10 protein-coding genes and 1 tRNA gene are annotated in these 12,215 nt (G+C 65.9%); 7 read left to right on the top strand and 4 right to left on the bottom strand.

The annotated features are described in order from the left end of the window. Positions 1 to 13: 13 nt before the first annotated feature. The 3 genes from glpK to QWY76_RS05600 form a co-directional block, all read right to left on the bottom strand. A complete protein-coding gene (gene glpK / locus QWY76_RS05610; protein WP_290310128.1) occupies positions 14 to 1,519 on the bottom strand; it encodes a glycerol kinase GlpK in 1,506 nt (501 codons plus the stop codon). 52 nt (positions 1,520 to 1,571) lie between these two features. Further along, complete coding sequence (locus QWY76_RS05605) at positions 1,572 to 2,396, bottom strand: MIP/aquaporin family protein (protein ID WP_290310127.1); 825 nt, start codon at positions 2,394 to 2,396, stop codon at positions 1,572 to 1,574. A 374-nt stretch (positions 2,397 to 2,770) separates the two neighbouring features. Next, the gene (locus QWY76_RS05600; RefSeq protein WP_290310126.1) at positions 2,771 to 3,274 is read right to left on the bottom strand and encodes a YqaE/Pmp3 family membrane protein; all 504 of its coding nucleotides are present in this window, start codon (positions 3,272 to 3,274) and stop codon (positions 2,771 to 2,773) included. Between the two features lie 247 nt (positions 3,275 to 3,521). On the opposite strand from QWY76_RS05600, the gene QWY76_RS05595 reads away from it, so the two are divergent. The 6 genes from QWY76_RS05595 to putP all read left to right on the top strand — a co-directional run bounded on the left by QWY76_RS05595 (position 3,522) and on the right by putP (position 10,645). Continuing rightward, complete coding sequence (locus QWY76_RS05595; protein WP_290310125.1) at positions 3,522 to 3,929, top strand: CBS domain-containing protein; 408 nt, start codon at positions 3,522 to 3,524, stop codon at positions 3,927 to 3,929. A gap of 298 nt (positions 3,930 to 4,227) precedes the next feature. Then, positions 4,228 to 4,301: transfer RNA gene (locus QWY76_RS05590), tRNA-Gly, on the top strand. 59 nt (positions 4,302 to 4,360) lie between these two features. Continuing rightward, positions 4,361 to 4,732, top strand: a complete 372-nt coding sequence (locus QWY76_RS05585) for a hypothetical protein (RefSeq protein WP_290310124.1) — start codon at positions 4,361 to 4,363, stop codon at positions 4,730 to 4,732. Between the two features lie 63 nt (positions 4,733 to 4,795). Further along, positions 4,796 to 5,596, top strand: coding sequence for an AraC family transcriptional regulator (locus QWY76_RS05580; RefSeq protein WP_290310123.1), 801 nt, complete (start codon positions 4,796 to 4,798; stop codon positions 5,594 to 5,596). Positions 5,597 to 5,781: 185 nt separating this feature from the next. Beyond that, positions 5,782 to 8,973 carry a bifunctional proline dehydrogenase/L-glutamate gamma-semialdehyde dehydrogenase PutA gene (gene putA / locus QWY76_RS05575; protein ID WP_290310122.1) on the top strand — a complete coding sequence of 1,064 codons (3,192 nt, stop codon included), beginning with the start codon at positions 5,782 to 5,784 and terminating at the stop codon, positions 8,971 to 8,973. 181 nt (positions 8,974 to 9,154) lie between these two features. Then, the gene (putP, locus tag QWY76_RS05570) at positions 9,155 to 10,645 is read left to right on the top strand and encodes a sodium/proline symporter PutP (RefSeq protein ID WP_290310121.1); all 1,491 of its coding nucleotides are present in this window, start codon (positions 9,155 to 9,157) and stop codon (positions 10,643 to 10,645) included. Positions 10,646 to 10,930: 285 nt separating this feature from the next. Here the strand turns inward: putP and QWY76_RS05565 are convergent, their stop codons facing one another. After that, positions 10,931 to 11,239, bottom strand: a complete 309-nt coding sequence (locus QWY76_RS05565) for a hypothetical protein (protein WP_290310120.1) — start codon at positions 11,237 to 11,239, stop codon at positions 10,931 to 10,933. Between the two features lie 275 nt (positions 11,240 to 11,514). Between QWY76_RS05565 and QWY76_RS05560 the strand changes: the two genes are divergently transcribed. Beyond that, a complete protein-coding gene (locus tag QWY76_RS05560) occupies positions 11,515 to 12,123 on the top strand; it encodes an OmpW/AlkL family protein (protein ID WP_290310119.1) in 609 nt (202 codons plus the stop codon). Positions 12,124 to 12,215: the final 92 nt, after the last annotated feature.

Below are 12,215 nucleotides of genomic sequence, written 5' to 3'. Positions count from 1 at the left end.
CCCCGCGAAGCCCTCACTCCCCTTCGTCGCGCTCCCAGCCCATGGTGCGGCGCACGGCCTTCTTCCAGCCGCGGTAGAGGCGCTCGCGTCGCTCGGCATCCATCGCCGGGGTGAAGGCGCGTTCGACCCGCCCCTTGTCGGCGATCTCGTCCTGGCTCCAGACCCCCACGGCGATGCCGGCGAGGTAGGCGGCCCCCAGTGCGGTGGTCTCGGTGACCTCCGGCCGCTCCACCTCGACCCCGAGCATGTCGGCCTGGAACTGCATCATCACGTTGTTGGCCACGGCCCCTCCGTCCACGCGCAGGGACTTGAGTTCGATCCCGGAGTCGGCCTGCATGGCGTCGATCACGTCCTTGGTCTGGTAGGCCAGGGAGTCCAGGGTGGCCCGGGTGATGTGCTCCTTGCGGGTGCCCCGGGTCAGGCCGAAGATGGCGCCGCGGGCATACATGTCCCAGTAAGGCGCTCCCAACCCGGCGAAGGCCGGCACCACGTAGACGCCATCGGCATCCTCCACCTTGCCGGCGTAGTATTCGGAATCCGCGGCCGAGTCGATCATCTTCAGCTCGTCGCGCAGCCACTGCACCGCCGCCCCGGCGATGAAGATGGAGCCCTCCAGGGCATACTCGACCCGGCCGTTCAGCCCCCAGGCGATGGTGGTGAGCAACCCCGACTTCGAGGGCACGGGGGTCTCGCCGGTGTTCATCAGCAGGAAGCAGCCGGTACCGTAGGTGTTCTTGACCATCCCCTTCTCGAAGCAGGCCTGGCCGAAGAGCGCCGACTGCTGGTCGCCGGCGATACCGGCGATGGGCACCCGGGCGCCGCCGAACATCTCCGCCCCGGTGGTGCCGTAGACCTCGCTGGAGGGGCGGACCTCCGGCAGCATGGCGGCCGGGATGCCCAACTCGTCGAGCATGCGCTGGTCCCATTCCAGGCTGCGGATGTTGTAGAGCAGGGTCCGCGAGGCGTTGCTGTAGTCGGTGACATGCCGCTCGCCGCGGGTCAGGTTCCAGACCAGCCAGGTGTCCATGGTCCCGAACAGCAGATCGCCGCGCTCCGCCCGCTCGTGGGCCCCCTCGACGTTGTCGAGGATCCAGCGGATCTTGGTCCCGGAGAAGTAGGCATCGGGCACCAGGCCCGTGGTCTCGCGGATGTAAGGCTCGAGCCCACGGGCCTTGAGCTCGTCGCACAGCGGTGCGGTGCGGCGATCCTGCCAGACGATGGCGTGGTGGATCGGCTTGCCGGTGTGGCGATCCCAGACCACGGTGGTCTCGCGCTGATTGGTGATGCCGATGGCGGCCACCTGGGAGGGCAGGATGCCCTGGGTCTCCAGCACCTCCCGGGCCACCCCCATCTGGCTGCCCCAGATCTCCATGGCGTCATGCTCCACCCAGCCGGGCCTCGGATAATGCTGGGTGAATTCTTTCTGGGCCGCGCCGACGATGCGGGCGTCGCGGTCGAAGAGGATGGCACGGCAGCTGGTGGTGCCCTGATCGAACGACATTACGTATTGTTTTTCCATGGGAGCCTCCCGAGGCGTAGTGAGTACGAATAAGCGATGCCAGGCCCTGCAGTCAGAGTTCCTGGCCGGGGTGCGCGACCCGACTCTTCCAGCGCTTCTCGATGACAAAGTCGATGCCCAGTGCCACCACGATCGCCGCCAGGGCGATCATCAGGCCCAGTCTACTGCCGTCGAGGAAGACGTGACGGTAGAAGAGCGCACCGGCCACTCCGCCGACCAGCGGCCCGACGACGGGGATCCAGGCATACTTCCAGTTCGAGCCACCCTTGCCCGGGATGGGCAGCAGGCAGTGGGCCAAGCGCGGCGCCAGGTCGCGGGCCGGGTTGATGGCATAGCCGGTGGTGCCCCCCAGCGACAACCCGATGGCGAGGATGAACAGCCCGATGATCAGCGGATTGAGGCCCTCGGTGAACTCGTTGGCGCCGATGGCCAGGATGCCCAACACCAGGACAAAGCTGCCGATGATCTCGCTCATCAGGTTGGAGGGGGGATGGTCGATGGCCGGATCGGTGCAGAACACGGCCCGCTTGGCCTCCTGGCTCTCCGTCCTTTCCCAATGCGGGTAGTAGTGCAACCAGACCATCACCGCACCCAGGAAGGCGCCGATCAGTTGACCCAGCACATAGACCGGAACCTCGGCCCAGGGGAACTCACCGATCACGGCGAGGCCGAGGGTGACCGCGGGGTTGATATGGGCTCCGCTGACGCCCCCCACGGCATAGATGGCCATGGCCACCCCGAGGCCCCAGCCAAGGGTGATGACGATCCAGCCGCTCGCTTCGGCCTTCGAACGCTTCAGTAGCACACCGGCGACCACGCCGCCGCCGAAGATGATCAGGATCATCGTGCCGAAGATCTCGCCCAGAAAGGGTGTCATGCTGCCGCCCTCTTGTTGTGATCTGGATTGGCACCGGCCGCAGCCGGCATGGCATGTTTGAATGAGCACTTTCAAACAACAAACGAACACTGATGTTCGATTTCGATCACAAGTTAGCGAAAAGAGCGCACTATCACAACGAAATTCGAGGCAAGATGACTAGACCTTCGTCTAGCTCTGGATGCAATATCGACGAAACCACTGCCATATCGGGACGTTACAGCCTATCAGCCACAACGCTCGGGGAATGGCGGAATGTTCGATTTAGAAAAAAAGCGATAAGAGAACAGGCGAGCCCTCAGCGGGGGGCTCCAGGCGCCAGCCGAATACCGACCACCTCGCCGGATGCCGCGCGAGTGGCCGGTCAGCAGGAGTCACGGCCGATGCCGGTGGCCGAGCCAGCGCCAGGCATGCACCACCCCCGGCAACCAGCCCAGTAGCGTCAACAGCAGGTTGATCGCGACCCGACGCCCCCCACCCTGCGCCAGCCCCACCGCCAGGGGGGGCATCAACACCGCCATGGCCAACAGCGCCAGGCGCACTTCGGTGGGTACGGGCCGGGAGCGCGCCGCGCTCCCGGCCTCGAGGGCCGGGGACGCCGCCGCGGGGGCACAGGTCTCCACGGCGGCTCGGCCGGCCCGCTCACGGGCGCGGCGGTGGGCCTCCTGGTCGATCTTCTGTTGCAGGCTCTCGGCGCCCTCGGCGAGGACCTCGTGGTAGCGCTCCCAGTCCTCCCAGTCATGGGGAGTGCCGGCCCGCGGCCGGTGATCGCTGGCCTCGCGGGCACGGGACCAGGCCTTCTCCTCCAGGGTATTGGGGCGCTCCCGGTCGCGCTCTCCGTCCAGCCCCTTGCGGGCCAGGTATTCGCGAGCATCCATGAGGCGTCTCCATCGGTCGGGGATGCGGCATCGTGTCATATTGGAGTGGACCGTCCGGCGCGGGTTCCTGGCCGCAAGACCGTTGGCAGGCAGGCGAGGGTTGCCGGCATGGTCGCGCAGCCGGTCGGCTATGCTGAAGGCGAGACACGCCCGGATCGGCCTCGCATCGCGCGCCACCGGGACCGCGCCTCACGAGGCGACGGCACCGGGCGAGTCAGGTACCAGCGTTGGCACAAGGAGAACCGCCATGCCCAGCAAGGCCCCCACCATCGTGCGCGAGATCATGTCCCGCGACTGCTACCGGGTCACCGGCAAGACCTCGGTATCCACCCTGGCCCAAGGCCTGGCGCTGCACCGCCTGCCCGGCGCCCCGGTAGTCGACGAGCACGACAAGCTGATCGGGTTCATCTCCGAGCAGGACGTGATCGGCAAGGTGCTGGAAAGCTCCTACCTCAACGAGGACCCCCCGCTGGTGCGGGAGCTGATGCGCGACGAGGTTCTCGCCGTCTCCCCCACCAAGAGCATCACCGACCTGGCCCAGGAGATGCTGGGGGCCAAGCCCAAGGTCTACCCGGTCACCGAACAGGGGCACCTGGTCGGCATCGTGACCCGCCGAGATGTGCTCAGCGCCATCCTGCGCATGCGCCATTCCTGATCGCCGGCCCCGATTTCAACGCTGCTCCGCCCCCGGCTCTTGCTGGGGGCGGTGTCTGTCATGCACGGGAGTCACGCAAAGAAAGGCCGCCTCAGCGGGGCTGAGGCGGCAAAGGATCGAATATGCAAGCCAGAACAACAGTGTTAGCGACTGCCATCGCGCTGTTGCCTGCACCTGTTCTGACAGTGTTGGCAAGGAAAGTTCGTCACGCCGAGGAAATTTTTTCACGTTGTACGTCCGATGCCCCGGCACGCTCGGGGTTGTAATCATTAACTCTCTGGATATACTGGGAAACCTCGCGGGTGTAGCTCAATGGTAGAGCAGAAGCTTCCCAAGCTTAAGACGAGGGTTCGATTCCCTTCACCCGCTCCAGCTCCCCTCTCGCCCTCGGCGCATCCGGCCAGTCCACCGCCCTACTTCCCGAGCGCTCCATGGCCCTGTTCCTGACCGTCTTTCTCGTCTGCCTGATCATCTTCGGCGGCATGGTCGCCATCCTGATGCTGTCGCGCACGCCCCGCTACCGCACCGAGCCTGAGCACCTCCTCGAGGTATTCGACAAGGCCCTGGACAGCCGGGTCGGCGAGACCGAGTGGAATACCATCGTCGGCTACCCGGTGCGCCACGACGACTACCTGGAGGGCGTCCGGCGCCGCGCCCAGCGGCTGATGGAGGAGCACGGCCGGCATGGCCGGGTCGCCCGTGGCAAGCCGCTGCTGGATGCCGAGGGCCAGGCCGAGCTGGCCGCGCTGCGCGATCACCTCGCCGCCCGCACTCAACTTCGACGCCGTCAAGCCGACCCGTGAGCGTTGACGCCGGTTCCGGTAGACTGGGCGTCATGCCCTGACCCTCGATGCCGGAGGCCGATGATGTCCAGCGCCATCCGCCAGATTCCCCTCGACACCGCCATCCACCACCATGCCCACGACTTCCACCAGATCGTGATCGGCCTGCGTGGTCAGGCCGAGTTCGAGATCGAGGGGCTGGGCGGCTCCATCTCGGCGCTCTCCGGCTGTATCGTGCCGGCCGACCACATCCACTACTATGCCGGCACGGGCGACAACCGTCAGTTGATCCTCGACCTGCCCCGGGACGCCCTGTCGCTGACCGGTCACCATCATGAACTGGCACGGCTGTTCGACGCGCCGCGTTTCTTCGCCCTGGACGATCCCCTGGAGCGCTACCTGGACTTCCTGCTGCACGAGCTGCGGCTGATGTCGCAGCAGGGCCCCCTGCCCACCATCCAGCAGGAGCGGCTGGCCTCGACCCTGCTGGGGTCGCTGCATGCCCGGCTGGCCGGCGAGCCCCCCAGCCGGGGGCGGCATCTCGACCTGGCGGCGCTGGATCGGTTCATCGACCACCACCTCGGCGGCCACCTGCGGGTCGCCGACCTGGCCGCGGAGGCCTGCCTCAGCGAGGCCCACTTCACCGAACGCTTCCGTGACCAGACCGGCCTCTCGCCCTGGCAGTACGTGATGCGGCGTCGCCTCGAGGCCTCGCGTCGCCTGTTGCACGAGAGCCAGCTGCCGCTCTCCGAGATTGCCGCCCTGACCGGGTTCACCAACCAGAGTGCCCTGTCCCGCGCCTTCCGCCGCGCCTTCGGCCAGCCACCCAGCCAGCTGCGCCGCCATGGCCGGCAGCGACTGTCCTCGCCCGCGCCCCGCAGCTAGACCAAGGTCGCAGGAGAGTTCCGGCGCCGGACCAAGTTCCGCGAAATCGACAAATCCCTCCGGGAATTCGACAAGCAGAATCTAATGATGGGCCCTAACCTCAAAGGATGCCCTCGGTGCGCGGCGGCCCTGCGCCGGCGACCGGGACTCTACCCTGTGACGACGGGCCTTTAGCGGGGATTTTCATGCTCGATGCCAACAACATGCTGGACGACGCCACCTGGCGTCAGGATCTCGACACCCTGTTCGCACGGATCAGCGATCACTATGCCGTCGACGAGAATGCCTTCGTCGAGGAACTGATCAAGACCCTCGATGCCGACCGGCAGGACTTCACGCGGATCGCCGACAAGACCGCCGAACTGGTTCGCGAGATCCGCGAGATGGACACGGCGGTGGACACCATCGACGAACTCCTCCAGCAATACAGCCTGGATACCCATGAAGGCCTGATGCTGATGTGCCTGGCCGAGGCCATGCTGCGCATTCCCGACAAGGCCACCGCCGACGCCCTGATCGAGGACAAGCTCGGTCCGGCCGACTGGAAGGCCCATCTGGGCCGCAGCGAGTCCTGGATGGTCAACGCCTCCACCTGGGGCCTGCTGATGACCGGCCGCGTGGTGACCCTGGACCGGCCGCGGGAAGGCAAGCCCTCGAGCTTCATCAACAAGATGGTCAATCGCCTGGGCGAGCCGGTGATCCGCCGCGCCATGTATGAGGCCATGAAGGTCATGGGCAAGCAGTTCGTGCTGGGCCGTGACATCGACGAGGCCCTCAAGCGCTCCAGGCCCTTGTTCGACAAGGGCTATACCTATTCCTACGACATGCTCGGCGAGGCGGCGCGGACCCGCACCGACGCCCAGCGCTATTTCGAGGACTATGCCCGGGCCATCGAGCGGGTCGGCAAGACCAGCCGCTCGCTGTCCGACAGGACGCCGGCCCCGTCGATCTCGATCAAGCTCTCCGCGCTGCATCCGCGCTACGAGTTCGGCCGCCGCGAGCAGGTCCTCGAGGAGCTGGTCGGCAGCGTACGCGAGCTGGCCGGCCTGGCCCGCCGGCTGGGCGTCGCGGTGACCATCGACGCCGAGGAGGTCGATCGCCTGGAGCTGTCGCTGGAGGTGTTTCGCGCCGTCTACGAGAGCGATACCTGCCGCGGCTGGGGCCAGTTCGGCCTGGTGGTCCAGGCCTATGCCAAGCGTGCCCTGCCGGTGCTGCACTACCTCAACCGTCTGGCCGAGCGCCAGGGCGACGTGATCCCGATGCGCCTGGTCAAGGGCGCCTACTGGGACACCGAGATCAAGGAGTCGCAGCAGCTTGGCGTCGACGGCTATCCGGTCTATACCCGCAAGGCCTCCACCGACGTGGCCTACCTGGTCTGCGCGCGTTTCCTGCTGTCCGATGCCACCCGCGGGCGGATCTTCCCGCAGTTCGCCACCCACAACGCCCACACCATCAGCACCATCCTGGAGCAGGCCAACGCGGCACAGCGCCCGTTCGAGTTCCAGCGCCTGCACGGCATGGGCGAGGCCCTCTATGACGCGGCCCTGAAGCGCGCCCCCGAAGGGACCTACTGCCGCATCTATGCCCCGGTGGGGGCCCACAAGGACCTGCTGCCTTACCTGGTCCGCCGGCTGCTGGAGAACGGCGCCAACTCCTCGTTCGTCCACCAGCTGGTGGACCCCAAGGTGCCGGTGGAGTCGCTGTGTGTGCACCCGGTGGAGACGCTGCGCCAGTACGCGACCCTGGCCAACAACCGGATCCCCCTGCCCCGGGACATCTTCGGGCCGAGACGCCGGAACTCCCGGGGCGTGAACCTGAACATCCGCAGCCAGTACCAGCCGTTGATGGATGCCATGGCCCGGCACATGGACAAGCGCTACGAGGCCCGTCCGCTGCTGGCCTTCGAGGTGGCCACCGAGCCGGCCATGGTCCACGAGGTCACCAGCCCCTATGACCGCCGCCAGCAGGTCGGCACGGTGCTGTGGACCAGCAAGGACCAGGCCGAGAAGGCCGTGGACGCCGCCTGGGCGGCCTTCCCGCGCTGGGATGACACCCCCGTGGCCGAGCGCGCCGCCATCCTGCGTCGCTTCGGCGACCTGATGGAGGAGCACATGGCGGAGCTGATGACGCTGTGTTCCCGCGAGGGTGGCAAGCTGCTCACCGACGGCGTCGACGAGATCAAGGAAGCGGTGGACTTCTGCCGCTACTATGCGATGCGCGCGGAGGAGCTGTTCGCCGAGCCGACCCGCCTGCCGGGGCCCACCGGCGAGTCCAACGACCTGATGATGGGTGGCAAGGGCGTGTTCGCGGCGATCAGCCCCTGGAACTTCCCGGTGGCGATCTTCTGCGGTCAGGTGGTGGCCACCGCAGTGGCCGGCAACACCGTGCTGGCCAAGCCCGCCGAGCAGACCTCGATCGTCGCCCACCGCGTCATCGAGCTGCTGCACGAGGCCGGCATGCCGCGGGACGTGGTCCAGCTGCTGCCCGGCGACGGCCCCACCGTGGGTAGCGTGCTGACCCGCGATCCGCGCATCACCGGCGTGGTGTTCACCGGCGGCACCGACACCGCCCAGATCATCAACCGCGCCCTGGCCGGCCGCGAGAATGCGCCCCTGCCGACCCTGGTGGCCGAGACCGGCGGCATGAACGCCATGATCGTCGACTCCACCGCCCTGCCCGAACAGGTGGTGGCCGACGTCATCCAGTCGGCCTTCCAGAGTGCCGGCCAGCGCTGCTCGGCGCTGCGCGTGCTCTACCTCCAGGACGATGTGGCCGACCGGGTCATCGAGATCCTCGAGGGTGCCATGGCGGAGCTGCGCGTCGGCGATCCCCGCGATCTGGGCACCGACGTGGGCCCGGTCATCGACGAGGATGCCCGCCGGAACCTCCAGGCGCATATCGACAGGCTCAAGGGCGAGGGCCGCCTGCTGGCCGAGACCCGACTCGACCCGGCCCATACCGGCAACGGCACCTTCATCGCCCCGGCGGCGTTCCAGATCGATGGCATCGATGCCCTGGAGCGGGAGCAGTTCGGTCCGATCCTGCATATCGTGCGCTACCATGCCAGCGAGATCGACAAGGTGATCGCCTCGATCAACGGTCGCGGCTACGGGCTGACCTTCGGCGTGCACAGCCGCAACGAATCCTTCGCCGATGAAATCGCGAAGAAAGTCCGCGTTGGTAACGTCTACGTGAACCGCAATATCATCGGGGCAGTCGTCGGGGTCCAGCCCTTCGGTGGCCAGGGCCTCTCCGGCACGGGTCCCAAGGCGGGAGGCCCGAACTACCTGCTGCGGTTTGCCACGGAAAAGACGGTGACCGTCAACACCGCCGCCCTGGGTGGCAACGCGTCACTGCTCGCGCTGGGAGACGAGTGAGCCCCACTCGTCGTCAACGACAACAAACTGAAGGAAGCTTCCCATGATGGAAAACCACGCCAATACGGACTCGACGTTCCCGCTCTCCCGGATCGTGATGCCACCCAGGGACACGATGGCCGGCATGCGTACCAACAACACGCCGGTTCTACAGCCGGCCGAATAAAAAGGAGACGTTCTCATGGCTATTGGTGTCTGGATCAGTCTTATTGCTTACTTTGCGCTCATGATCGCCATCGGCTTTTATGCCATGCGCAAATCTACCTCTACGTCTGAGGATTACATGCTGGGTGGCCGCGCTCTCAGTCCACAAGTGGCGGCCCTGTCGGCGGGTGCTTCGGACATGAGCGGCTGGTTGCTGCTGGGTTTGCCCGGGGCACTGTTCGTATCTGGCTTGGGTCAGGCCTGGATCGGTATCGGTCTGCTCGTGGGTGCGTTCTTCAACTGGACGCTGGTCGCACCACGCCTTCGCGAACAGACGGTTCACTATGGTAATGCGATAACCATTCCGGAATTCCTGGCAAACCGCTTCCCGACGCGGGCGATGTCGCTGCGAACGGTATCCGCTATCGTCATCGTCGTCTTTTTCGCGGTTTACACGGCGTCAGGCCTGGTGGCAGGCGGCAAGTTGTTCGAAAGCGCGTTTTCCGGGGTTATCAACATTGCTGGCCTGAGCGACTACGCTGCGGGCGTCGTCATCACGCTGGGCGTGGTACTCGCCTATACGGTGGTCGGCGGCTTCCTGGCCGTGAGCATGACGGACTTCGTGCAAGGCTGCATCATGATGCTGGCCCTGGTGATCATGCCGGCGGTCGTGCTCTTTGGCGAAGGTGGCGGCGGATTCGGCCAGGCGTCACAGACCCTGAATGAAGTCGATCCCACGCTACTCTCGTGGACGGAGGGGCTGACCTTTATCGGCTGGCTATCTGCAGTGACCTGGGGGCTGGGTTATTTCGGGCAGCCGCACATCATCGTGCGCTTCATGGCCATCCGGACTCTGAAGGATGTTCCTGTTGCCCGTAACATCGGCATGAGCTGGATGCTCATCTCCCTGATCGGTGCGATCTCTCTGGGGGTGTTCGGCCGGGCCTATGCGATCCGCAATGGCATGGATGTCCAGGATCCGGAAACGATCTTCATCATCCTGGCGGATCTGCTCTTCCATCCGCTGATCACCGGTTTCCTCTATGCGGCACTGCTCGCGGCGATCATGAGCACCATTTCCAGTCAGCTTCTGGTGTCGTCTTCATCACTGACCGAGGACTTCTACCGCCTGTTCCTGCGTAAAGAGGCTACGGAAAAGGAGACCGTCGGCGTAGGCCGGATTTGTGTCGTTCTGGTTGGTGTGGTTGCAGCCTTCATTGCGTCCGATCCGGACTCTCAGGTTCTGGCGCTGGTCAGTAACGCCTGGGCAGGCTTTGGTGCGGCGTTCGGCCCGCTGATCATCCTGTCGCTGATGTGGTCGCGCACGAACGGCGCTGGCGCCATCGCGGGCATGGTTGTGGGTGCCGTCACCGTCATGATCTGGATTTCACTGGGCTGGAACGGAGAGTTCATGGGTGGTCCCGGTGTGTACGAGATCATTCCTGGCTTCGTCGCTTCCTTCATTGCCATCCTGGTGGTGAGCAGTGTTACTGCCGATGCCGGTGAATATCAGCAAATCTCTCGCTGAACGAGCGCGCGTAACGCACTCAGAGCAGCGACAGGGCTCCTGCGGGAGCCCTGTTTCATGACTGCGGATACACGGCCAGGCGAATCGGTATGGCCGCCACCATGACCAGCGTACCGCCCACACTCGTCACACGCTGCAGCCTAATCGCCATCCGGCCTGTGCCGCGGGCAACTGGTGAGCCTGCCGGGTAGCGGCTACGTTCGACGCTCCCAAGCAAGCCTCATCATCCGCTGACCGAGTCTCGACGAGACAAGCCGCCTGCGGGCGGCTTTGCTGTGTCCGGCCTCAGCCCCGGATGCCGAGCCCCGCCACCACCAGCGCGAATCCCCACAGCGCCAGGCGACTCCAGCGTGCCCCGGCCTGCCGCCACAGCCAGCCCTCGCCGACCTCGAGCGTCAGCGGGCGAACGAAGGCGCTCCCCAGGGCCCAGGCCCCGAGGCCGACCAGCGGCCAGCGCCAGGCCGGCGGCAGGGCCTGGAGGGGCTCGGGTCGCAGCAACAACCAGATGGCGATCCCCGCCGCCAGCAGCAGCAGGGTCAGGGGGCGTTCCAGCAGGCCGGGGCGTGGCCCGGCGAAGAGAGTCCTGCCGCTCATGAAAGGCTCCGCTCGCGTCGTTCCCCCCTAAGTGAAGCCGAAACCCGGCCGGCCGGCGAGGACCGTGCAGAAAATGTGAAAATACTGTACAAAACCTTCGATCACCAACCCCGCCAACGCCAGCCTCCCATGAAAAATGCGTATCTACCCCTATGCAGGCCATAGAAAAATTCTACAAGACGTTTAGAAACACTGTTCGTTATGATCGCAATCACTGGTGGGACGGCGCCGAATCCCTCGGCGTCGCCACCCTGGAAGACACAGGGAGGATTCTCATGAACACGACGCGTCTTATCTCCGCCGCCGCCCTCGCCACGGCCGGCATCATCGCCACCCAGACCGCCATGGCCTATCAGGCCGGCGACGTCTATGTGCGCGGCGGCGTCGCCAAGAGCGAGGTCGAGGATGACAACGGCCAGGCGGCCGGTGGCGACCTGGACATCTCCGACGAGCGTGGCTTCACGTACGGGCTGGGCTACCAGTTCCACGACCAGCTGGGCGTGGAGCTCAACGGCTCCCAGGACATCGAGCACGACCTCACCGTGAGCGGTATGGACGCCGGCTCGGTCGACCGTCGCCCGGTCAACCTGATGCTCAACTACTACCCGCTGGGTGGCACCGACTCCCGGGTACAGCCCTACGCCGGGGCCGGGCTGAACTACACCTACTTCAATGACGAGACCGCCTCGGGCCTCGACATCGATGAGTCCTACGGTGCCGCCGCCCAGGTGGGCGTGGACTTCGCGGTCACCGACTATCTGCTGGTCGGGGCCTTCGCCAACTATGCCGACGTCGACGCCGACGTGGAGGTCAACGGCAACGATGCCGGCGAGGCCGAGATCGATCCGATGACCGTGGGCGGCGGCGTGACCTTCCGCTTCTGATGCCCCCTGCCCTGGACGCCGCCGGGCTCAGTGCCCGGCGGCGTTTTCTTGATCATCATCAAGCGGTGGGGCAACCCGCCTTGCGCTGGATC

The sequence above is a fragment of the Halomonas maura genome (assembly GCF_030409305.1).
Classification (GTDB): Bacteria; Pseudomonadota; Gammaproteobacteria; order Pseudomonadales; family Halomonadaceae; genus Halomonas; species Halomonas maura.
Note: the sequence above shows the minus strand (reverse complement) of the source record. Positions and strands in the feature narration are given on the sequence as shown.